Consider the following 20,189-nt stretch of genomic DNA (forward strand, 5'->3'; position numbering starts at 1 on the left):
CAAGGTAAGCACCGCTCCGCCCCGGTGCAAAGGCCGTGCCCGACCTTTGCGCCACGGCTGTTGCCCCTTCGCCCTTGCTGCGCGCCCCGGAACCGCGATGCTCCGCGCGACCCCAGGCAGAAAACGGAACCCGGATGCCCCCGCGCTCACTCAACGCCGCATCCCGGCGACTCCATCGCGGGATCGTCGTCTCCGCCCTGTTCGTCCCCCTGCTCGGGGCCGGGCTCGCGGCGCAGGACAGCGCGGTCCCGGTACCGCCGCCGCTGCCGCCGGCTCGGCCCGCGGACCTCGGGGCCGCCCCCGCCCCTCCGGCCGGTCCGACCCTCGACGCGCCGCGTCCGCCCGAGCGGCCGCCGGAGCTGTCCGCGCCGGCGGCGAAACCGGCCGACACCAAGCCCGAGGAGCAAGCGGCCGAGGCGACGCCCCTGCCCCCGGCCCGGCCGCCCGAACTCTCCGGCGAGGCCGCCCTCGCCCTGACGGTGGCGGCGGCCGACGACACCGCCTGCCGGCAGCGCCTGGAGCGCCTCGGCGCCCGGTTCGAACCCCAGCCGGCCCTCGCGGACGGCCAGTGCGGCGCGGCCCGCCCCCTCAAGATCACGTCGCTTTCCGGCGACCTCGCCCTGACGCCCCCCGCCCTCCTGGTCTGCAGGGCCGCCGAGGCCCTGGCGCGCTGGGCCACGGAGGCGCAGGTGCTGGCCGAGCGCGACCTGTCGCAGCCGCTCAAGGGCCTCAGCCTCGGCACCACCTACGTCTGCCGGGGCCAGAACCACGATCCCGATGCCAAGCTGAGCGAGCACGCCTTCGCCAACGGCATCGACGTGATGGGATTCACCTTCGCGAACCGGCCGGCCATCGCCGTGGCGCCCCTGCCCGAGGGGACGCCGGAAGCAGCCTTCCTCGCCCATGCCCGCGCCAGGGCCTGCGGGGTCTTCCGCACGGTGCTCGGGCCCGGCACGGATGCGGCGCACGCCAACCACTTCCACCTCGACGAGCGCGAGCGTCCCGCCGGCCACCGCCTCTGCCAATAATTTTCAAGGCGCGGAACGGCTTAGTCTCCGCCGAGCTTGTTTCCTGTCGAGTGGGCGGCGGCGCCCCGGCCAGGATGCGTGACCATGCTTGGATTGTTGAAGGTGGGCGGCGTGTCCGCGCTGGCCTGGACCTGCCTCGTCGGCGGTGCCCAGGCGGCGCCCGAGAAGGCGGTCCCCGAGAAGGAAACCCCCGGCAAGGAAACCCCCGCCAAGGCGGACGCGGCGCGCCCAGCCGAAGCGCCCGCCCTCACCCGGGACGCCATCGAGGCCGCCACGTTCGTGGATGGCGCGAAGCCGAAGGGCGACGACGGACAGGCCGGCGCGAAGAAGGGTGGCAAGGGGAAGGCCGACGACAAGCGGCCCGACCCCCTCCTCGTGAAGGTGCAGGTGCTTCTCGACCGGGCGCAGTTCTCGCCCGGCGCCATCGATGGACGCGACGGCGAGAACCTGCGCGGCGCCCTCTCGGCCTTCGCCGTCGCCAACGGCCTGCCGGCCGCGACGCGCATGAACGCGAAGCTGTTCGAGACCCTGAAGGCCACGAGCACCGAGCCGGTGGCGGCCGAGTACACCCTGACCGAGGCCGACGTCGCCGGGCCCTACGTCCCGGAAATCCCCGCGAAGATGGAGAAGCAGGCCGATCTGGAGGCCCTGTCCTACACCGATGCACGCGAGATGCTGGCCGAGCGCTTCCACATGACGCCGGCGCTTCTCACCGCCCTCAACCCCGACAAGCCCCTCGACAAGGCCGGCACGGTGATCACCGTGCCGGCGGTGCCGGCCCTGGAGACGGGCAAGCCGAAACCCGAGGACAAGGCGGGCAAGAGCGACAAAGGGGGCAGGACCGGCAAAGCAGCCAAGGAGGACAAGGAGGACAAGGCAGCCAAGGAGGACAAGGCAGCCAAGGAGGACAAGGCGAGCGGGGACGACAAGCCGGCCAAGGACGTCGCCCGCATCACCGTCGACAAGGCGACCCGCCACGTGCGGGCCTTCGACGAGGCCGGCAAGCTCCTGGCGTTCTACCCCGCCTCCATCGGCAGCGCGGAGAAGCCCGCCCCCTCGCGCAAGACCAAGGTCAAGGGCGTCGCCTTCGCGCCGACCTACACCTACAACCCGAAATATGCGTTCAAGGGCGTGAAGACGAAGGAGAAGTTCACGATTCCCCCCGGCCCCAACAACCCCGTGGGCGTGGTGTGGATCGACCTCGCGATCCCCTCCTACGGTATCCACGGCACGCCGGAGCCCGAGAAGGTCGGCAAGACCGAGTCGCACGGCTGCATCCGCCTGACGAACTGGGACGCGCGCAGTCTCGCCCTGCGGGTGGCGCCCGGCACCGAGGTCACGTTCGTGGACGACTGATCCGGGCCAGCGCCGCCAGCCCCAGCATGGCGGCGTCGCCGAGGAAGGCCAGGGCGGCGGTGGCGCAGGCGCCCTGGAGCATCGGCACGGTGTTCTGGTTCTGGAGCCCGGCGACGATGGGCGTGCCGAGCGTGGCGGCGCCGGCCAGGGCCCCGACCGCCGCCGTGGCGATGGACAGCACCAGGGCGGTGCGCAGGGTCTCGACGATCCCGGGCGCGGCCAGGGGCAGTTCGACGGACAGCAGGATCTGCCGGCGGGTCAGGCCCATGGCCTCGGCGGCCTCGCGTGCCTCGCGCGACACCGTCTCCAGGGCGCCGACCGTGCCGCGCAGGACCGGCATCACCCCGTAGGCGACCAGCGCCAGGAGGGTCGGCGGACCGCCGAAGCCCAGCACCGGCAGGGCGAGGGCCACCACCACCACGGGCGGCACCGCCTGGGCGGCGGCGGCGACGCCGTCGATGGCCGGGCGCAGGGCGGCCGCCCCGCGCCGGGTCGCCACGATGCCGAGGCCGATCCCGAGGCCCGCCACCAGGGCGAGGCCGGTGCCGGCGAGGACGAGGTGCTGCAGGGCGAGGGCGAGGAGACGCTCCGCGTCGAGGGCTCGGCGCGGTGCCTCGCCGAGGATTTTTGCGATCCGGGTTGCGACCGCCGGATGGCTCAAGGCCGCCAGGGCGAGGCCGGTGGCGGCGACGGTGACGATGGGGCGGAGGCTCATGCCGGCAGTCCCGCGCGCATCCCATCCTCCACGGCGCTCAAGGTCCGCTCGGCCACGAGCGAGAGGGCGACCACCGGCACGGCGCCGAGCAGGATGAGGTCGGGGGCGAACTGCGCCATGCCGTCGAAGACGATGCGGCCGAGGCCGCCGGCCCCCACGAGGGCGCCGAGGGTGGCGAGCCCGATGCCCTGGACGGCGGCGACCCGCAGGGCCCCGACGAGGAGCGGCGCCCCGAGGGGCAGGCGCAGGCGGGCGAGGATCTGAGCGTCCGTGAGGCCCATGGCTCTGGCCGCGTCGAGGCTGGCGGGGTCGGGCGCGCGGAGCGCCGCCGCCAGCCCCCGCCACAGGGGCAGGAGCAGGTAGGCGGCGACGCCCACCATGGCGGGGGCCGGCCCCAGGGCCGAGAGACCGAGGTCGCGCAACGGGGGCACGGCCCGCAGCAGCCCGCCGGTGAGGGCGACGAGGCCGCCCAGGAGCGCCACCGCCGGCACCACCTGCACCCCGCCGATGGCGATCCCGACCGCGTCCTGGCCGCGCCGCCACAGGGACAGCAGGATCACCGCGGGGACGGCCAGTCCGAGGGCGCCGCCGGCGAGCACGAGGTGCTCGACGAAGGCCGCGTGCACGGCCTCGCGCCGGGCGGCGTACTCGACGGCGAGGGACAGGGCATCGAACAGGCCCGCCCGTCCGGCCGCGACGAGGCCGACGAGGCCGAGCCCCACCACGACGAGGCCGAGGCCCGGCTGGCGGCAGCGCCGGACGGCGAGGCCGAGGGCGGCGCCGAGCAGGGCGGCGGCGAGCCACGCCCCGGCCCCGAGGCCGGCCCGCGCCGCCGGCGGCTGGTCCGCCATCCGCAGGGCGGCGCCGTGGCCGAGCCCCCCGGCGAAGAGGCCGGCGGCGGCGACGGCGAGCGCCAGGGCGGCGGCTCCGGCCCGTCGGCCCGGGGAAACGGCGAGGAGGCCGGCGGCGAGGGCGGAGAGCGCGAGGATCGCCGGCAGGACCGGGCCGAGGGCGGACCCGCCGCTCACCGGCACGCCGGGGACGAGGCGGTTGGCGGCCAGGGTCAGCACGGGCCCGTGGATCAGGGCCGCGGCGAGGGCCGCCAGCCAGGCGAGGGCCGTCAGCCAGGCGAAACTCACGGCCGCCGTCGGGCCTCGCCCTCCCGTATCGGTCCGCATGCCTTCGCCCTCCGCCGCCGGGGCCGTCACAGGAGCCCGCGCTCGGTCAGGTAGGCGCGGGCCACGGTCCCGGCCACGGCGCCCTCCACGGTGATGCGGGCGTTGAGGGCCCGCAGGGTCGCGGCGTCGAGGCCGGCGAAGATGCGGGCCAGCGCCGGCCGGATCTCGGGATGGCGCGTCAGAACCTCGGCCCGAATCACCGGCGCGACCTCGTAGACGATCTGCGCGCCCTTCGGGTCGGCCATCACCACGAGGTCGAGGGCGTCGAGGGCCCCGTCGGTGCCGTAGACCATGCCGGCGTTGACGCCGCTGATGCCCTGCGCCGCCGCCCGCGCCGTCACCGCCGTGTCGCCGCCCGGCAGGCTGATGATCCGGTCGAGGGGCAGCCGGAAGCCGTAGGCCGCCTCGAAGGACGGCAGGGCGGCGGGGCTCTCGACGAATTCCGTCGAGGCGGCGAGGCGGATCTGCCCCCGCCCCACCGCGCCGGCGAAATCCGCCATGGTGGCGAGGTGTTCGCGGCGCGCCAGAGCGCCGTTGACGGCGATGAGCCAGGTGTTGTTGGCCGGCGCCCGATCGAGCCAGACAAGGCCGCGGGCGGCGTCCGCGCGGGCGATGGCGTGGAACGCGCCGTCCGATGTCTTCCAGGCCGGGTCCGTGACCGTATCGGTGAAAAAGGCGCCGTTGCCGGTGTATTCGGGGTAGAGATCGACGGCGCCCGACAGGAGCGCGTCGCGCACGATGAGGGTCGGCCCGAGGCCGAGCTTGCGCACCACCCCGAGCCCCAGGGCCTCCAGGGCGAGGGCGATCATCGCCCCCGTCAGGGCGCCCTCCGTATCGCTCTTCGAGGCGACCACCAGGGGCACGGCCGCCGAGGCGGGAGGGGGACCGGCGAGGCAGGATGCGGCGAGGCCGCCGAGGATGCCGCGCCGGGTTCGGGACGGGATTCGCGCTGCGGGTCGCCCTGCGGATTCGCGCATCAGTTTTCCCACGGGCCGCGATGCGCGCGCGCGCGGACCGCCGCCCGCGGCACGGGAGACGCAAATGTATCACTTCGTAACATCAACGCCCCGTCGGTGGCATCCGGAGGCAGCGAAGCGCTTGACACGCTCGACGGAACGGGCGACGGCTCGCTCAGTCCCGGAACGGTTCCAGCCGTTCCGATATCTCGGCAAGGTTGTCGTGCGCACGGCCAAGGGTGGTCTCCACCTGCACCGAGGTCGATCTCAAGACTCGCCTTTGTAAACGGCGTTCCCGAACCCGGAACGGATCGAAGGGAAGAAGCCCCGGCGTGAGTGCTCAAGTGAACGAAGACCTTCTGAATGGGGCTCGCGTGCTTGTCGTCGAGGACGAGGCGGCGATCTCGATGCTTCTCGAAGACATGCTGCTCGATTTCGGTTGCACGGTGGTCGGGCCCGCAGCCCGCCTCTCGACTGCCCTCGAAATGGCGCAGGCCGAGAATTTCGAGGTGGCCATCCTCGACGTCAACGTCGCGGGCGAGCCGATCTATCCGGTGGCCGAGGCCATCGTGAAGCGCAACCTGCCCATCGTGTTCTCCACGGGGTACGGCGGCGCCGGCATCCGCGAGCCGTTCCGCGATCGCCCGGTGGTGCAGAAGCCGTTCAGCCAGGCCGATCTCAAGCGCACGCTGCTGGCCGCCGTCGCCGCCGCGCGGGCCTGATTCTCACTGCCCGTCCAGGGGAAACGCGTCGGCCACGTGGGCCGGCCAGCGCCCCGGGGCGACCAGCACCGCATCCGCCCGCAGGGTGAGCCCGGCGCAGGCCGGATGGGCCGTGATCCAGGCCCGGACCGCCCGCGAGAACCGGGCGCGCTTGCGCCCGTCGATGGCCGCGAGGGCCGTCGCCAGGGTGGCCCGCGCCTTCACCTCGACGAAGGCGACCGTGCGCCCGCGCCGCATCACCAGGTCGATCTCGCCGCCGGCGGCGCCGTAGCGCCGGGCCAGGGGCCAGTACCCCTTCAGCATCAGCGCCACGAGCGCCCGCGTCTCGCCCGACAGGCCGCGCCCGTGGGTGGCGTGCCGCCGGGCGGCGTCCTTCGGGGGACGCTCAGGCGTCGTCATCGGTCCGCCGGGCAAGCGCCAGGGCGCGGGCATAGACCACCCGGCGCGGCTGGCCGGTCTCGTCGGCCACCAGGGCGGCGGCGTCCTTGATGGAGTGTCGGGCGAGCGCCGCGTTCAGGGCCGCGTCGAGGCCCGCATCGGTCTCGGCCGCGTCGGGCGCGTCGGAGCCGGTGCCGATGATCACCACGATCTCGCCCCTCGGCGCCCCCTCCTCCGCGAAGGTCTCGGCGAGCCAGCCCAAAGTGCCGCGCCGGATGGTCTCGTAGAGCTTGGTCAATTCGCGGGCCACCGCCGCCGGGCGATTTGCGCCCAGGACCTCGGCCGCATCGACGAGCATCTCGGGCAGGCGGTGGGGCGATTCGAACAGCACCAGGGTGCCGGGGACCTGGGCCAGCGCTTCCAGGCGGTTGCGCCGCGCGCCCGCCTTCTGCGGTAGGAAGCCCTCGAAGAAGAACCGGTCGGTGGGCAGGCCGGCGGCGACGATGGCGGTCATCACCGCCGAGGGGCCGGGGATCGGCGTGATCCGGATGCCGGCCTCGATGGCCGCCTGGACGAGCTTGAAGCCGGGGTCCGACACCAGGGGCGTGCCGGCATCCGAGACCAGGGCCAGGGCCTCGCCGGCCTGCATCCGGGCGATCATCCGCTCGCGCACGGCGGCGTTGGAATGCTCGTGATAGGCGACCAGGGGCGTGGTGATCCCGTAATGCATCAGCAGGGTGCGGGTGACGCGGGTGTCCTCGGCCAGCACCGTGTCGGCCGCCGCCAGGGTGGCCAGGGTCCGGAACGACACGTCCTTGAGGTTGCCGATGGGGGTCGCCACCACGTGCAGGCCCGGATCGAGGGGCTCGGCCTCCGCCGCCAGACCGAAGGCCGTGAAGGTGGAGACGGGCTTGAGGCCCGCCACGGGGGCGTCCCGGCGCGGTCGGCCGGGCTTGTCGCTGCGCTGTGTCATGGGGCGACCATGCCATGCCGGCCCCCCGGTGCGGAATGTCCGCGTCCACCGGCACGCACATTTACTTTTCCGGGCCACACTCCCAACCTGGACTTTCGGCGACAGGGGGGCTCGCGATGGCGCGCGCGACGGGGCGACTCACGGGGCTGGTCGGCATGGGCGCCGTCGCCCTGACCCTGGCCGGCTGCATCGGCGGCCCGGATGGCGGTCCGCGCTCGGGCCGCCGGGCACCGCCCGTGGTGGCCGAGGCGCCTCCGGCCGACGGCCTGCCGCCGGGCGAGACCGGCGTTCCGGGGCCGGCCTCGCCCGGCACCCGGATCGGCACCGGCTCCGTCAAGGTCGCCCTGGTGGTGCCGCTGACCGGCCCGGGCGCGACGGTGGGGGCGGCACTCCGCAACGCCGCCGAGCTCGCCATGGAGGATTTCCAGAAGCCAGACCTCCAGATCCTGGTGAAGGACGACCGCGGCACGCCCGACGGCGCCCGCGAGGCGGCGCAGGCGGCCCTGGCCGATGGGGCCGAACTGGTGCTGGGGCCGCTCTTCGCCGCCAACGTCCAGGCGGCCGCCGGGCCGACGCGGGCGGCGGGCAAGCCCGTCATCGCCTTCTCCACGGATGCGGCGGTGGCGGCGCGCGGCGTCTACCTCCTCAGCTTCCTGCCCCAGGCGGAGGTCGACCGCATCGTCGACGAGGCCGTGGCCAAGGGCCGGCGCTCCTTCGCGGCCCTGATCCCGGAGAACAGCTACGGCAACGCCGTCGAGGCGCAGTTCCGCGAGGCGGTGGCGCGAAAGGGCGCCCGCCTCGTCGGCATCGAGCGCTACGCAGCCGGCAATCCCGGCCCGGCGGTGGGGCGGCTCTCCGGCCTGATCACGGGTGGCGGCGCCCAGGCCGATGCCCTGTTCCTGCCCGACACGCCCGACGGCTTGGCCGCCCTCGATCCGGTGCTCGCCAAGGCCGGGTTCTCGCCGACCCGGGTCCGGCCGCTGGGCACCGCCGTGTGGAACGATCCCCGCGCCTTCGCCCTGCCCTCCCTCCAGGGCGGCTGGTTCGCGGCCCCCGACGCGGCGGGTTTTTCGAACTTCTCCCAGCGCTATCAGGCGCGCTTCGGTGCGGTGCCGCCGCGCGTGGCGACGCTCGCCTACGACGCCGTGTCGCTCACGGCGGCGCTCAGCCGGCAGTTCGGCTCGCAGCGCTTCGCCGACACCACGCTCACCAACCCGTCGGGCTTCTCCGGCGTCGACGGCACCTTCCGGTTCCGCCCCGACGGCCCGAGCGACCGGACCCTCGCCGTCTACGAGGTCCGCAGCGGCGCCCCGGCGGTGGTCAGCCCGGCGCCTCGGGTTCTCGGTCCTTCCGGCACCTAGGTCACGCGGCCAGCGCCGCCACGACGGAATTGAGCACCGGCGCCCCGCGCGGGGTCGCGGCGATGCGGCCGTCGGTGCGTCGGGCGAGGAGGCCGTCGGCGACGAGGCCGTCGACGCGGGCGGCGTCGAGGGCGCGGCCCTTGAGCGCCGCGTAGCGGGCCGGGTCGATGCCCTCCGCGAGGCGCAGGCCCATCATCAGGAATTCGTCGCCCTGGTCGGCCGCCGACAGGATCTCCGTCTCAACGATGCCGTGGCCGTCGCGCTCGACCTGCGCGAGCCACGCCTCCGGCGCCCGCTCGGTGACGGTGCCGAGGCGCCCGTCCGGCGCCACGAGGCGGCCATGGGCGCCGGGGCCGATGCCCGCATACTCGCCGTAGCGCCAGTACAGCAGGTTGTGGCGCGACTGCGCGCCGGGGCGGGCGTGGTTGGAGATCTCGTAGGAGGACAATCCGGCCCGGTCGCAGACCTCCTGGGTCACGTCGTAGAGGGCGCGGGCATGGTCGTCGTCCGGCGGCACGAGCCGGCCGGCGGCGGCGAGGCCGAAGAACGGCGTGCCGGGCTCGATGGTGAGCTGGTAGAGCGACAGGTGCTCGGCCGCCCGGGCGATGGCCTCCCCGAGTTCGGCGCGCCAGGCCGCGACGCCCTGGTCCGGCCGGGCGTAGATGAGGTCGAACGAGTACCGCTCGAAATGGGTGGCCGCCACCGCCACCGCCGCCATGGCTTCCCGCGCCGTGTGCATCCGGCCGAGGGCCTTGAGGGAAGCGTCGTCCATGGCCTGGACGCCGAGGGACACCCGGTTGACCCCCGCCGCCCGGTAGCCGCGAAACCGCTCGGCCTCGACGCTGGTCGGATTGGCCTCGAGGGTGATCTCGACGTCGGGCGCCGTGGCCCAGGCGCCCGCTATGGCGTCGAGCAGTCCCGCCACGGTGGCGGGGCGCATGAGGGAGGGCGTGCCGCCGCCGAGGAACACGCTGGAGACCGTGCGGCCCGGTGTCCGCGCGGCCATGTGGGCGATCTCGGCCCGGAAGGCGGCGAGGTAGCGGCCCTCGTCCACGGGCGCGTGGCGCACGTGGCTGTTGAAGTCGCAATACGGGCACTTCGCGGCGCAGAAGGGCCAATGGACGTAGACCCCGAAGCCCGCGTCGCGGGTCGGATGGTCCGGGCCTGTCGGTTCGGTCATGGCCGCGATGTGCGCGCGCGCGGGGCGTTTGGCAATCCCGGCCGCGCCGTCGCCGTGGCGTCCGCCTGTGTCGAACTGAGCCATCGCGGGCTCTTTTTCTGTGCGAAGACGATGATGCGCTTCAGGCAAGATTAACCAAGTCCATGCTTACTCACAGACACTTACGGTAAATCGTTCCCTCCACGGTGATCCCCGATCCGTCGTCAGGCCCGCGCGGTGCGTCCGCGCGGACAGGGCTCGGGCAGGGCTGCCCGAACGGGACCTGCGTAACGAGTCGAGTCCCCATGACCTATGTCGCGCTCCGCTCGCGCCGCTCCCCTCGGCAGGAAACCCGCCGCCGCCGCAACCGCGTGCTGCTGGCCGCCTCGGTGGGGGCCCTCGGCCTCGTCGGCGCCGGGCTGACGGGCTGGGGCGAGACCACCCCGCCGCCCGTGAGCGTCGCGGTCGCACCCGAGGCGGCGCCGGCGCGCGGGCTCCCCGCCGATTACGCCTGGATGCTCGATCCCACGCCCGCCCTCGGCAGCGCCCTCGCCTCCGTGCCCCTGGCATCGGGCTTCCAGCGGGCCGACGCGGCGCCTGCCGTGGAGTCCCGGATCGCCGCCGCCGAACCACCGCCCGCGACCGTCATGCCGGCGGCTCAAACCGCCGCAGTCGCCCGGATCGCCGCGGCGCAGCCGCGCCCGCAGCAACCCGCCGCCGCTCTTCCGCGCGCCGAGCAGGTCGCCGTCTCGATCCCCTTGCCCATCCCCCTGCCGGTGCCGCGGCCGCCGGAGTTCCGGCGCGCGCCCGTCGCCGTCACCGCGCGGCTCACCCGGCGTCCGGCCCTGCCCTCGACCCAGAGCGTGTTCCGGGCGGCGGGCGTCGAGGAACCGTCCCTGTTCGACCGCATCTTCGGCGACGCCCCGGCCCCCACGGCCTACGCGTCCGTGGACGGCGCCTCGGAGGCGATCCCGTCGCGCCAGCGCCTCGTTCCCGCCCCGACCCTGGGTGTCGGCATTGCGGTCTACGACATCACCGCCGGGCGGGTGACCCTGCCCAACGGCGAGGTGCTGGAGGCGCATTCGGGCCTCGGGCCGAGCCAGGACAATCCGCGCAACGTCCACCTCACCATGCGGGGCGCGACGCCGCCCGGCACCTACGACCTGCGCGAGCGCGAGGCCCTGTTCCACGGGGTGCGGGCGATCCGCCTCAACCCCGTGGGCGGCCCCGGCGCGATCCACGGCCGCGTCGGCCTCCTCGCCCACACCTACATGCTGGGACCGAGCGGCGCCTCCAACGGCTGCGTGGTGTTTCGCGATTACAACCGCTTCCTGCAGGCGTATCTCCGCGGCGAGGTCCAGCGCCTCGTGGTGGTGGCCGGCAACGGCCAGGACGGACCGCCCTCGGGCGGGCGCCGCTACGGCCTGGCGAGCCGGTAGGGAGGCTGCCGCCGCCTCAGCCCGGCCGCCGCAGGCAGGCCTGGGCCAGGAGCACGAAGGCGCGGGCCCGGTGCGAGAGGGCGTCGCCCGTGGCCCAGTCGACGCCGTGTTTTTCTTCCGAAGAGATCTCCCCGAAGGTGCGGTCGTGGCCGTCGGGCAGGAACAGCGGGTCGTAGCCGAACCCGCTGGTGCCGCGCGGCGGCACGATCTGGCCGAACACCCGGCCCTCGAAGGTCTCGGTGTGGCCGTCGGGCCAGGCGATGACGAGGGCGGAGACGAAGTGCGCCCGGCGGGTGGTGTCGCCGCGCTTCTCCATCTCGGCCGCGACCCGGGCCATGGCCCCGCCGAAATCCTTGGATTCCCCGGCCCAGCGCGCCGAGAACAGGCCGGGCGCGCCGTCGAGGGCGTTCACGCACAGGCCCGAATCGTCGGCGAAGGCCGGCAGACCCGAGGCGGCGGCGGCCGCGTTCGCCTTGATGGCGGCGTTCTCCGAGAACATCGTGCCGGTCTCGTCGGGCTCGGGCAGGCCGAGTTCCCCGGCCGAGATTGCCTCGACCCCGAACGGGCCCAGCAATTCCCGCATCTCCACGAGCTTGCCGGCATTGTGGGTCGCGATGACGATCCGGCCCGAGAGGATGCGGTGCTGGCTCATGCGGAGACCTTCTTGTCGGGGGCCGGCTGCGCCAGCGCCTGTTTCTGGAGGGCGACGAGGCGCTCGGTGCCGCCCTTGGCGAGACGCAGGAGGGCGAGGAGCTCCTCCTCCGAGAACGGCTTGCCCTCGGCGGTGCCCTGGACCTCGACGAGGCCGCCGGACCCGGTGATCACGAAGTTGGCGTCGGTCTCGGCGCCCGAATCCTCGGCGTAGTCGAGGTCGAGCACGGGCACGCCCTTGACGATGCCGCAGGACACCGCCGCCACGTGCTCGCGCAGGGGGTCGACGGAGATGATCGAGCGGGCGCGCATCCAGGAAAAGCAATCGTGCAGGGCCACCCAGGCGCCCGTGATGGCGGCCGTGCGGGTGCCGCCATCGGCCTGGATCACGTCGCAATCGACGGTGATCTGGCGCTCGCCCATGGCCGGCAGGTTGGTGACGGCCCGCAGGGATCGGCCGATGAGGCGCTGGATCTCCTGGGTCCGGCCCGAGGGCTTGCCGGAATTCACCTCCCGCCGCGTGCGCTCGTGGGTGGCGCGGGGCAGCATGGAATACTCGGCCGTGATCCAGCCCTTGCCAGAGCCGCGCAGCCACGGCGGGCCGCGTTCCTCCAGGGAGGCCGTGCACAGCACCCTGGTCTCGCCGAAGGTGACGAGGCAGGAGCCTTCGGCGTAGCGGGCGACGGCGCGCTCGAGGGTGACGGTGCGCAATTCGTCGTTGGCGCGCTTCGAGGGCCGCATCGCCGCTCTCCCGGTTGAGTGTCAGGACGCGGCTCTTAGGCGCCGGGGCTGTGTCCGGCAACGCCCCCAACGGAAAAGGGCGCCCCATGGGGCGCCCCTCGCGAAAACGTCTTAGTAGAAGTGGCGGCGGCCGTAGCCGTGGTGGTGGCCGCGGTGATGACCGAAGTGACGGCCGTAATGGCGACCCCGGTGGTGGCCGAAATGATGGCCGAAGTGGCGGCGGTGGCCGAAATGACGGTGGTGATGATGGTGGCGGCGCCCATAGCCGTACTGGACCTGCGTGAGGCCGGCGGCCGGGCCGGCGACCTCGGTGGAGACCATGGCGGGGGCCGCCTGGGCGCCCTGGGGGGCGGCGACGAACAGGGCGCCGATCATCGCCAGCACGATGGCCAGCGACCGGAGGGGGCCGGAACGGGAGGTGTTTCGCATGTGTATCTCCTGACGTGGCACCGCCGCGCCGGCCTCGGGCAAGGCCGGACGGGTGAGCGGTATGGAACGCACCATGCGCCGGGACGGCTTCATCGGGCAGCGATTTTTATTTTCGCGGGTCCCGCCGCGTCCGCGGATTAAACCCGGCCCGTCCGCCGGGGCCGCGTCCCGACGGCGCCTTGTGGAAAGGCCCCCGGCCGGACACAATCGGGGCCCAGGGAAACCATCGTGACCGAGCCCGCCCGCCCCTTCTCCTCGCCCCAGCAGATGCAGGTCCTCGCCGCGCTCAACGAGCGCGCCCGCGAGATCTTCCGGCAGATCGTGGAAAGCTACCTCACCACCGGCGAGCCGATGGGATCGCGCAACCTCGCGCGCATCCTGCCCATGGCCCTGTCGCCGGCCTCCATCCGCAACGTGATGGCCGACCTCGAGCATTCCGGGCTGATCTACGCGCCGCACGCCTCCGCCGGCCGGCTGCCGACGGAGCAGGGCCTGCGCTTCTTCGTCGACGCCATGCTCGAACTCGGCGATGTCGGCCGGGACGAGCAGGCGCGGATCGAGGCGCAGATGCGGGCGGCGGCCTCCGGCCACACCTTCGAGAGCGCGCTCGCCGAGGCCTCGACCCTGCTGTCGGGCATCTCGCGCGGGGCCGGCGTGGTACTGACCACGAAGACCAACGTGCACCTCAAGCACATCGAATTCGTGCGCCTCGACCCCGCCCGGGCCCTGGTGGTCCTCGTCTCCGACGACGGCTCGGTGGAGAACCGCCTCCTCGACCTGCCGCCCGGTCTGCCGGCGAGCGCCCTGCAGGAGGCCTCGAACTACCTCAACGCCCGCCTCCAGGGCCGCACCCTCGGTACCCTGCGGGCCGAGATCGAATCCGGCCGCCAGGCGATGAAGCGGGAGCTCGACGTCATCACCGAGCGCCTCGTCGATGCCGGGCTCGCCGTTTCCGTGGGACCGTCCGACGCCCGCCAGCTCATCGTGCGCGGCCAGGCCAACCTCCTCGACGACCTGCGCGCCGTCGAGGACCTGGAGCGCATCCGCCTGCTGTTCAACGACCTCGAGACCCAGAAGGACGTCATCGAGCTCCTGTCCCGGGCCGAGGGCGGCGAGGGGGTGCGCATCTTCATCGGCTCGGAGAACAAGCTGTTTTCGCTCTCCGGCTCCTCGATGATCGCCGCACCGTTTCGCGACGGGGCGCAGAAGATCGTCGGGGTGGTGGGCGTCATCGGGCCGACCCGGCTCAACTACGCGCGGATCGTGCCCATGGTGGACTACACCGCCCGTGTGGTCTCGGGTCTGCTCGACCGCAGCAAGCGCTAGAACGAAGGAAGGGCGCCGCCTCGCGGCCGCGCCCTCCTCGCTTGCTCGACGGTGCGGTTCAGCCCCGGATCACGTCCACGATCTCGTAGGTGTCGGGATCGACGATGACGATGTCGTCGTCGACGAGCACGTAGCGGTAATCCTCGTATTCCGGTGCGATGCGGACGATGTCCGGCGGCAGGTCGTAGAGGGTGTAGCTGCGGGCGATGGCCGTGCCGACGCTGAGCGCGAAGGCGCCGGCGGCGAGACGCGGGATGCCGCGGCGGATCACGCTCTGGCGGAACTCCGTGCGCTGCGGCGCGCCGAGGCGGCCATAGGCGCCCCGGACCGCGCCCCGATCGCCGCGCCCGCCCCGATCACCCCGTGCGCCGCGATCGCCCCTGTCGTCGCGATCCGCCCGTCCGTCCCGGCTTCCGCGCCCGTCGCGGTCGCCGCGATCGGCCTTGCCATCCCGGTCGCCCTTGTTGTCCCGGTCGGCCTTGCCATCCCGATCCGCTTTTCCGTCGCGGTCTGCCTTGCCGTCCCGATCCGGTTTGCCGTCCCGGTCGCCCCGGCCGGCCTTGCCGTCGCGGTCGGTCGGACCGTCCCGGTCCGCCCGGCCCTCGCCCTGCCCGGCGCGGCCCTCGGCGCCCGGACCGGCCCGGCCCTCGTCCGCGCCCCGGCCCGCACCGCCGGCCGGGCCGCCGCGCTCGGCGGCTCCGCCGGCCGCACCCGCGCCGCCCGCGGCCGGGCCGCCCCGTTCGGCGCCGGCCGCTCCGGCTCCGCCGCCAGCTGCGCCCGGGCCGGCCGCACCGCCGCGTCCGCCACCGCCGCCGGCACCACCGCCGCCGCCGGCCCCCATTCCGGCACCGCCGCCGCCAGCGCCACCCGCCGCGCCGCCTCCGGGGCCGCCTTGGCCGAAGGCCGCCGTCGCGCCGATGATCAGGGCCGCGGCCGCGACCGTGCTACGAAAGAGCTTGCTCATGGTGTTCCGTTTCCCGACCCGTTGATCGACGGCGCCGTCCGGCGCCGATGCGCAGCCGCAACGAGGACGCCCGAGAAACCGTTCCGAATTTCTTCGGTCCGACGGGTGCGAGACCTTCCGTTCGCGCTCGCCTGATCCAACGAAAGCTTGAGCGCATATCCGCCACGGCCGCGATGTGGGCGCTCATGGAGCGGCCGGTCCGCCGGAGCCCTTGTGAATTTTTCGCCGATGCTTAACGTCGCCGCAAAGCGTGCCCCGGGCGGGGCCATGCTCAAAAAATAATGAGCCAATCCAACAACATCCCAAACAAAACAGGGGGACGCGCATGTCGGACAGTGCTGGAGTCATGTCGCCGAGGCTCGACGAGGCGGCGGACAATCGCCGACGGATCAAGGCCATCGTCGCGTCGTCGTCGGGCAACCTCGTCGAGTGGTTCGACTTCTACTGCTACGCCTTCTTCGCCCTGTACTTCGCGCCGGTGTTCTTCCCCGAGGGCGACGACACGAGCCAGCTCCTGAAATCGGCGGCCGTCTTCGCGGTGGGCTTCTTCATGCGGCCCATCGGCGGCTGGCTGTTCGGGCGTCTCGCCGACCGGCTCGGCCGCAAGAAATCGATGATGATCTCGGTGCTGATGATGTGCGCCGGCTCGCTCATGATCGCCGTGCTGCCGACCTATGCCAGCGTCGGCCACCTCGCCCCGGCCCTGCTGCTCCTCGCCCGGATGATCCAGGGCCTGTCGGTGGGCGGCGAGTACGGCACCAGCGCCACCTACATGAGCGAGATCGCCATCAAGGGCCGGCGCGGGTTCTTCGCCTCGTTCCAGTACGTCACCCTCATCGGCGGCCAGCTCCTCGCCTCCCTGGTGCTCATCGTCCTGCAGGGCTTCCTTACGGCCCAGCAGCTCACCGCCTGGGGCTGGCGCATCCCGTTCGTGATCGGGGCGCTCGCCGCCGTGGTCGCCCTGTACCTGCGCTCGTCGCTCACCGAGACCGCCACCCAGGCGGACATGAACTCCAAGGAATCCGGCACCTTCGCGGCCCTGTTCAAGCACTGGCGCGCGTTCTGCGTGGTGCTGGCCTACACGGCCGGCGGCTCTTTGAGCTTCTACACCTTCACCACCTACATGCCGAAGTACCTGTTCAACACGGCGCATATCGACAAGATCACCGCCTCGCAGATCTCCACGGCGGCGCTGCTGGTCTACATGATCATCCAGCCGTTCTTCGGCTGGCTGTCGGACAAGATCGGCCGCAAGGCCAACATGCTGCTCTACAGCGGGCTGGGCACCCTCATGGTGGTCCCGCTCATGACCACCATCGGCAGCACCACCAACCCGATCCTGTCCTTCGGCCTCATCATGATCGGCCTGACCGTGATCAGCTTCTACACGGGCATCTCCGGCATCGTGAAGGCGGAGCTGTTCCCGACCCAGGTGCGGGCGCTGGGCGTCGGCCTGTCCTACGCGGTTGCCAACTCCCTGTTCGGCGGCACCGCCGAGGCCGTGGCCCTCTACCTGAAGCAGATCGGCTCGGAGAGCACGTTCTTCTGGTACGTCACCGTGATGCTGGGCATCGCCTTCGTCGCCTCGCTGATCATGCCGAACCCCAAGCGCCACGGCTATCTCGACGGCGACGGCACCGTCGAGGAGGCGCTGGGGGCGAAGGCGCGCGTCGTCCACGCCTGATCCGTGGGGCGACGGGTCAGGCCGTCTCGCCCAGCATCGCCCGACGCTGCCGGTCGAGTTCCTCGGCATAGCGCTTGAGGGTGTGGCTCTCCGTCAGGAGGCCCACCACCCGGCGGGTGTCGAGGCCGTCGACGACGGCCAGCGCCTCGCCCTCCGTGCGGTCGAAGGCGGCGGCCGCCGCCTTGGCGTTCATCCCCGGCGTCAGGACGTCGCCCGCGTGGCGCAGGAGGCCGGCGAGGCTGGGCGCGGCGCCCTCCGCGGCGCGGGCGGCGGCGTGGGCTTCGGGCACGCGGACGATGCCGGCGTAGCGCCCCGCCCCGTCCACCACCACGATCCGCGACGGCGATCCGAGGGGATGGCCGGCGAGGAACGCGTCGAGGCCGGTGTCGAGGGGCACCGTGGCCACCTCGCGCCGCATCAGGGTCTCCACGGTGAGGGTCCGGATCCAGCCGACATCGTGGGCGCTGCGGATGCTCTCGCCGCGCAGGTGGAAGCGCCAGGTGGCGAAGGAGTAGCCGAAGGTCTTCCGCACGGTGAGCGAGGAGGCGATCACCGCGGCGAGGACGAGGCCGGTGATGGGAAAGCTTCCCGTGAGCTCCAGGGCCAGGAAGGTCATGGTCAGCGGTCCGCCGATGACGGAGACGGCGAGCGCACTCATGCCGATCACCGCGTAGGCGAGCGGGGTGGGCGCGAACGCGGTGAGCCCCGGCATCGACCCCGAAAAGACCTCGCCGGCCAGCGCCCCGAGGAACAGGGAGGCGAAGAACAGCCCGCCGCGAAACCCCGAACCGATGGAGATGGCCGAGGCCGTCGCCTTGGCGGCGAACAGCAGGGCGAGGGCCCCGAGTCCCATGCCGGTCCCGGGGTTGTCGAGATGGAGGTGCAGCGCCCCGTGGCCGCCCGAGAGCACCTGCGGCGAGGTCGCCAGCGCCAGGGCGCCGACGCACAGGCCGCCGAGGGCGGGGGCCACCGGGGCGGGCAGCCGGCTCGCGCGGATTCCGGCCTCCACCAGGGTGACGCCGCGCATGATGAGGATGCCGAGGCCGGCGCAGATGAGGCCGAGGCCGAGCACCGGCAGGGTGTCGGCCCCGGTGATCGCCGTGGTCGTGAGGGCGTCGAGGCCCTCGACGGTGACGAGGGCGGGCTGGTTCATCAGGGCACGGGCGACGACGCTGCCGCACAGCGCCGCCACCACCACGGGCGTCAGGGTGGCGATGGAATACGTGCCGATGATGAGCTCGAAGGCGTAGAACGCCCCCGTGAGCGGCGCCCCGAAGGCGGCCGCGATGGCGGCGGCGGCCCCGCAGCCCACCAAGGTGCGCTGGTCGCTCCGCCGCAGCTCGAACGACAGTCCCAGGCGCGAGGCGAGGCCGGCGCAGAGCTGGGTGTAGCCGGCCTCGAGACCGACGGAGGCGCCGCACCCGTTCGAGATCACGTTCTGGAGGGCGACGAGTCCCGAGCCGCGCACGGACATCCGTCCCCCGTGCAGGGCGTTGGCCTCGATGGGGTCGATGACCGCCTGCGGGCGCCGTCCACGCCGCCGGGCGAGGGCGAGGACGCCCAGCAGCACGCCGCCCGCCGCCGGGGCGAGGAGCAGGGTGAGGGCCGGCAGGTCGTGGCTGGCGCTGAGGCGGGCGCCGTGTGGCAGGCCGTAGAGCCCTTCGCGCAGGGCCTGCGTCACCCAGGCCATGGCCGCCACCAGGACGCCCGCGCCGCAGCCGGCGAGGCCCGCCAGGGCGACGAGGCCGATCTCGCCGCCGCGCACCAGGGCGCGGGCCCGCGCCGGAGCCTGGGCGAACACGCGGGTGAGGAGGGGGCGGGGCGCGTTCATCGGGGCCGGTCGTGAGGAAAGCGGGCAGGCGGACCGGTTCGGTTTAGGGGGGCCGTTCCGGGGCGTCGATCCGTTTCCCGCGCGTCCGCCGCCGGCCCGTCCGCACATTCTCCCGGCTCCGATGCGCAGCCGGCGCTTGAAAAGCGCTCCGGCTCGCGATACAGCCCCCTCAGTGCCGCCGTAGCTCAGTTGGTTAGAGCACCAGATTGTGGATCTGGGGGTCCCCCGTTCGAGCCGGGGCGGTGGTACCATCAATTTTCTTGAGGGTCCGGAAGGGGTTGGCGCTGCGCCAGCCCCTTTTTCCGTTCCAGCCGGTCCCTGTCGGGATGGGCCGCTTCCGCTCGGGACGCTGTCCCGATCACCGGTGGGATCGGACATGCGGACGGCGTTCGCGCCGGTGCCTTGGCGGCCGGGCGGACCCGCATGGGGCGCCCGGTCCATCGCCGACCGGCCCGGCCGGCCCTTACGACAGGCGGCGGACCAGCGTCCGCTCCATGATCAGTCCGATGGTCAGGGACCCGAACCCCACACCGAGCACGTAGAGATAGTCGACCTCCACGCCGAGCGACGGATAGTATCCGAGCCGGACCCATTCGATGATCTGAACCATCGGATTCCACTTCATGATGGAATAGATTTCGGGTCCGAAAAAGTGCGGTAGAAAATACACGCCGGAGGTCAGGTAGAAAGAGATCGTGACGAGGATGTAGCCGATCTGCCATCCGGGAAAGAACGACAGAATTCCGACGTTGATGGCGCCGACGCCGAGGCCCAGGAGCAGCGCGGCGCAATAACCTCCGATGGCCATGATCGGCGTATCCGGGATCGGGTCGACGCCGACACAGATCAGAATGAAGAAGATGACGATGAGTCCCGTGAAGCCCTTGACGGTTTCCACGATGAATCGTGCGACGATGAGATCGAAGAGCTTGACTTGGGGATAATACGTCAGGGGCTTGCTGGAGACGATCGCCTTCATCGCCTCGCGGGACGTATATTGAAACACCAGGGCCGGGACCGCCCCGGTGGAAATGAACAGGACGATGCTGTCCCCCAGAGGGGACGGCATGCCCCGGAACGCCATGATCGCGACGATCAGAAAGATGTGGGCGACCGGCCACATGACGACGACGAAGTAGCCCCAGTACGAGGCGCCGAACCGGGTCCGCATGTCGCGCAGCATCAGCGCGTGAACGACGTTCACGTAGACGTCCCAGTCGCTCCGCTGCGGATGGTCTTTGGCTTGAAACTCGGACATGCGGGATCTCGGGTCGCCTCGGCGTTTCCGGGTGATTAAG

The 20,189-nt window shown here is 72.7% G+C and carries 19 protein-coding genes and 1 tRNA gene; 8 read left to right on the plus strand and 12 right to left on the minus strand.

All coding sequences use genetic code 11. The features are described from left to right. The first annotated feature begins 134 nt into the window (after positions 1 to 134). Together ASF28_RS17845 and ASF28_RS17850 are read left to right on the plus strand one after the other, a co-directional pair. Positions 135 to 1,028, plus strand: a complete 894-nt coding sequence (locus tag ASF28_RS17845; RefSeq protein WP_056095710.1) for an extensin-like domain-containing protein — start codon at positions 135 to 137, stop codon at positions 1,026 to 1,028. An 84-nt stretch (positions 1,029 to 1,112) separates the two neighbouring features. Next, positions 1,113 to 2,384, plus strand: a complete 1,272-nt coding sequence (locus tag ASF28_RS17850; RefSeq protein WP_082476638.1) for a L,D-transpeptidase family protein — start codon at positions 1,113 to 1,115, stop codon at positions 2,382 to 2,384. Here ASF28_RS17850 and ASF28_RS17855 read toward each other — a convergent pair. Genes ASF28_RS17855 through ASF28_RS17865 form a run of 3 tightly spaced genes read right to left on the minus strand, consistent with a single transcriptional unit; the run spans position 2,365 to position 5,254 of the window. Further along, the gene (locus tag ASF28_RS17855; protein ID WP_056095713.1) at positions 2,365 to 3,099 is read right to left on the minus strand and encodes an ABC transporter permease; all 735 of its coding nucleotides are present in this window, start codon (positions 3,097 to 3,099) and stop codon (positions 2,365 to 2,367) included. The two genes, ASF28_RS17850 and ASF28_RS17855, sit on opposite strands and share 20 nt — an antisense overlap. Continuing rightward, on the minus strand, positions 3,096 to 4,277 hold the full coding sequence (locus tag ASF28_RS17860) for an ABC transporter permease (protein WP_244475074.1): 1,182 nt from the start codon (positions 4,275 to 4,277) through the stop codon (positions 3,096 to 3,098). Before ASF28_RS17860 ends, ASF28_RS17855 begins: the two co-directional genes overlap by 4 nt. A 26-nt stretch (positions 4,278 to 4,303) precedes the next feature. Then, positions 4,304 to 5,254 carry a glycine betaine ABC transporter substrate-binding protein gene (locus ASF28_RS17865; RefSeq protein WP_056095718.1) on the minus strand — a complete coding sequence of 317 codons (951 nt, stop codon included), beginning with the start codon at positions 5,252 to 5,254 and terminating at the stop codon, positions 4,304 to 4,306. Positions 5,255 to 5,565: 311 nt separating this feature from the next. Between ASF28_RS17865 and ASF28_RS17870 the strand changes: the two genes are divergently transcribed. Next, positions 5,566 to 5,955, plus strand: a complete 390-nt coding sequence (locus ASF28_RS17870; RefSeq protein ID WP_056095721.1) for a response regulator — start codon at positions 5,566 to 5,568, stop codon at positions 5,953 to 5,955. Positions 5,956 to 5,958: 3 nt separating this feature from the next. Here ASF28_RS17870 and ASF28_RS17875 read toward each other — a convergent pair whose 3' ends face one another. Together ASF28_RS17875 and rsmI are read right to left on the minus strand one after the other, a co-directional pair. Further along, entirely contained in the window at positions 5,959 to 6,354 is a 396-nt protein-coding gene (locus ASF28_RS17875) for a YraN family protein (protein ID WP_056095868.1), read from the minus strand. After that, complete coding sequence (gene rsmI, locus ASF28_RS17880; RefSeq protein WP_056095724.1) at positions 6,341 to 7,306, minus strand: 16S rRNA (cytidine(1402)-2'-O)-methyltransferase; 966 nt, start codon at positions 7,304 to 7,306, stop codon at positions 6,341 to 6,343. Before rsmI ends, ASF28_RS17875 begins: the two co-directional genes overlap by 14 nt. Positions 7,307 to 7,422: 116 nt before the next feature. Between rsmI and ASF28_RS17885 the strand changes: the two genes are divergently transcribed. Beyond that, complete coding sequence (locus ASF28_RS17885; protein WP_056095729.1) at positions 7,423 to 8,667, plus strand: penicillin-binding protein activator; 1,245 nt, start codon at positions 7,423 to 7,425, stop codon at positions 8,665 to 8,667. A gap of 1 nt (position 8,668) precedes the next feature. Here the strand turns inward: ASF28_RS17885 and hemW are convergent, their stop codons facing one another. Then, on the minus strand, positions 8,669 to 9,847 hold the full coding sequence (hemW, locus tag ASF28_RS17890) for a radical SAM family heme chaperone HemW (RefSeq protein ID WP_056095873.1): 1,179 nt from the start codon (positions 9,845 to 9,847) through the stop codon (positions 8,669 to 8,671). A gap of 284 nt (positions 9,848 to 10,131) precedes the next feature. Between hemW and ASF28_RS17895 the strand changes: the two genes are divergently transcribed. Continuing rightward, positions 10,132 to 11,265, plus strand: coding sequence for a DUF2778 domain-containing protein (locus ASF28_RS17895; protein ID WP_056095732.1), 1,134 nt, complete (start codon positions 10,132 to 10,134; stop codon positions 11,263 to 11,265). Positions 11,266 to 11,281: 16 nt separating this feature from the next. Here ASF28_RS17895 and rdgB read toward each other — a convergent pair whose 3' ends face one another. The 3 genes from rdgB to ASF28_RS17910 all read right to left on the minus strand — a co-directional run bounded on the left by rdgB (position 11,282) and on the right by ASF28_RS17910 (position 13,086). After that, positions 11,282 to 11,917 (minus strand): RdgB/HAM1 family non-canonical purine NTP pyrophosphatase, encoded by a 636-nt coding sequence (gene rdgB, locus ASF28_RS17900; protein WP_056095734.1) that lies wholly within the window; start codon positions 11,915 to 11,917, stop codon positions 11,282 to 11,284. Further along, on the minus strand, positions 11,914 to 12,657 hold the full coding sequence (gene rph / locus ASF28_RS17905) for a ribonuclease PH (RefSeq protein WP_056095736.1): 744 nt from the start codon (positions 12,655 to 12,657) through the stop codon (positions 11,914 to 11,916). The genes rdgB and rph overlap by 4 nt, the downstream gene beginning before the upstream one ends. A gap of 111 nt (positions 12,658 to 12,768) precedes the next feature. Continuing rightward, entirely contained in the window at positions 12,769 to 13,086 is a 318-nt protein-coding gene (locus ASF28_RS17910; RefSeq protein WP_056095740.1) for a hypothetical protein, read from the minus strand. A 267-nt stretch (positions 13,087 to 13,353) separates the two neighbouring features. Between ASF28_RS17910 and hrcA the strand changes: the two genes are divergently transcribed. Beyond that, entirely contained in the window at positions 13,354 to 14,412 is a 1,059-nt protein-coding gene (gene hrcA / locus ASF28_RS17915) for a heat-inducible transcriptional repressor HrcA (protein WP_187273119.1), read from the plus strand. 58 nt (positions 14,413 to 14,470) lie between these two features. Here hrcA and ASF28_RS17920 read toward each other — a convergent pair whose 3' ends face one another. After that, positions 14,471 to 15,376, minus strand: coding sequence for a DUF1236 domain-containing protein (locus ASF28_RS17920; RefSeq protein ID WP_056095746.1), 906 nt, complete (start codon positions 15,374 to 15,376; stop codon positions 14,471 to 14,473). A 346-nt stretch (positions 15,377 to 15,722) separates the two neighbouring features. Between ASF28_RS17920 and ASF28_RS17925 the strand changes: the two genes are divergently transcribed. Next, positions 15,723 to 17,060, plus strand: coding sequence for an MFS family transporter (locus tag ASF28_RS17925; RefSeq protein ID WP_443189747.1), 1,338 nt, complete (start codon positions 15,723 to 15,725; stop codon positions 17,058 to 17,060). 16 nt (positions 17,061 to 17,076) lie between these two features. Here the strand turns inward: ASF28_RS17925 and ASF28_RS17930 are convergent, their stop codons facing one another. Beyond that, positions 17,077 to 18,891: a chloride channel protein gene (locus ASF28_RS17930; protein ID WP_056095752.1), complete on the minus strand. Its 1,815-nt coding sequence runs from the start codon at positions 18,889 to 18,891 to the stop codon at positions 17,077 to 17,079. 174 nt (positions 18,892 to 19,065) lie between these two features. On the opposite strand from ASF28_RS17930, the gene ASF28_RS17935 reads away from it, so the two are divergent. After that, a tRNA-His gene (locus ASF28_RS17935) sits at positions 19,066 to 19,142 on the plus strand. 212 nt (positions 19,143 to 19,354) lie between these two features. Here ASF28_RS17935 and ASF28_RS17940 read toward each other — a convergent pair. Continuing rightward, complete coding sequence (locus ASF28_RS17940) at positions 19,355 to 20,149, minus strand: ABC transporter permease (RefSeq protein WP_056095755.1); 795 nt, start codon at positions 20,147 to 20,149, stop codon at positions 19,355 to 19,357. Positions 20,150 to 20,189: the final 40 nt, after the last annotated feature.

Origin of the sequence: Methylobacterium sp. Leaf99, assembly GCF_001422375.1 — a bacterium.
Taxonomy (GTDB): domain Bacteria; phylum Pseudomonadota; class Alphaproteobacteria; order Rhizobiales; family Beijerinckiaceae; genus Methylobacterium.

Excerpts from the sequence above, each read along its gene's own strand:
- ASF28_RS17845 (WP_056095710.1), top strand. The coding sequence starts at position 135 with ATGCCCCCGCGCTCACTCAACGCCGCATCCCGGCGACTCCATCGCGGG.
- ASF28_RS17850 (WP_082476638.1), top strand. The coding sequence starts at position 1,113 with ATGCTTGGATTGTTGAAGGTGGGCGGCGTGTCCGCGCTGGCCTGGACC.
- ASF28_RS17855 (WP_056095713.1), bottom strand. The coding sequence starts at position 3,099 with ATGAGCCTCCGCCCCATCGTCACCGTCGCCGCCACCGGCCTCGCCCTG.
- ASF28_RS17860 (WP_244475074.1), bottom strand. The coding sequence starts at position 4,277 with ATGCGGACCGATACGGGAGGGCGAGGCCCGACGGCGGCCGTGAGTTTC.
- ASF28_RS17865 (WP_056095718.1), bottom strand. The coding sequence starts at position 5,254 with ATGCGCGAATCCGCAGGGCGACCCGCAGCGCGAATCCCGTCCCGAACC.
- ASF28_RS17875 (WP_056095868.1), bottom strand. The coding sequence starts at position 6,354 with ATGACGACGCCTGAGCGTCCCCCGAAGGACGCCGCCCGGCGGCACGCC.
- rsmI (WP_056095724.1), bottom strand. The coding sequence starts at position 7,306 with ATGACACAGCGCAGCGACAAGCCCGGCCGACCGCGCCGGGACGCCCCC.
- ASF28_RS17885 (WP_056095729.1), top strand. The coding sequence starts at position 7,423 with ATGGCGCGCGCGACGGGGCGACTCACGGGGCTGGTCGGCATGGGCGCC.
- hemW (WP_056095873.1), bottom strand. The coding sequence starts at position 9,847 with ATGACCGAACCGACAGGCCCGGACCATCCGACCCGCGACGCGGGCTTC.
- ASF28_RS17895 (WP_056095732.1), top strand. The coding sequence starts at position 10,132 with ATGACCTATGTCGCGCTCCGCTCGCGCCGCTCCCCTCGGCAGGAAACC.
- rdgB (WP_056095734.1), bottom strand. The coding sequence starts at position 11,917 with ATGAGCCAGCACCGCATCCTCTCGGGCCGGATCGTCATCGCGACCCAC.
- rph (WP_056095736.1), bottom strand. The coding sequence starts at position 12,657 with ATGCGGCCCTCGAAGCGCGCCAACGACGAATTGCGCACCGTCACCCTC.
- ASF28_RS17910 (WP_056095740.1), bottom strand. The coding sequence starts at position 13,086 with ATGCGAAACACCTCCCGTTCCGGCCCCCTCCGGTCGCTGGCCATCGTG.
- hrcA (WP_187273119.1), top strand. The coding sequence starts at position 13,354 with ATGCAGGTCCTCGCCGCGCTCAACGAGCGCGCCCGCGAGATCTTCCGG.
- ASF28_RS17920 (WP_056095746.1), bottom strand. The coding sequence starts at position 15,376 with ATGAGCAAGCTCTTTCGTAGCACGGTCGCGGCCGCGGCCCTGATCATC.
- ASF28_RS17925 (WP_443189747.1), top strand. The coding sequence starts at position 15,723 with ATGTCGCCGAGGCTCGACGAGGCGGCGGACAATCGCCGACGGATCAAG.
- ASF28_RS17930 (WP_056095752.1), bottom strand. The coding sequence starts at position 18,891 with ATGAACGCGCCCCGCCCCCTCCTCACCCGCGTGTTCGCCCAGGCTCCG.
- ASF28_RS17940 (WP_056095755.1), bottom strand. The coding sequence starts at position 20,149 with ATGTCCGAGTTTCAAGCCAAAGACCATCCGCAGCGGAGCGACTGGGAC.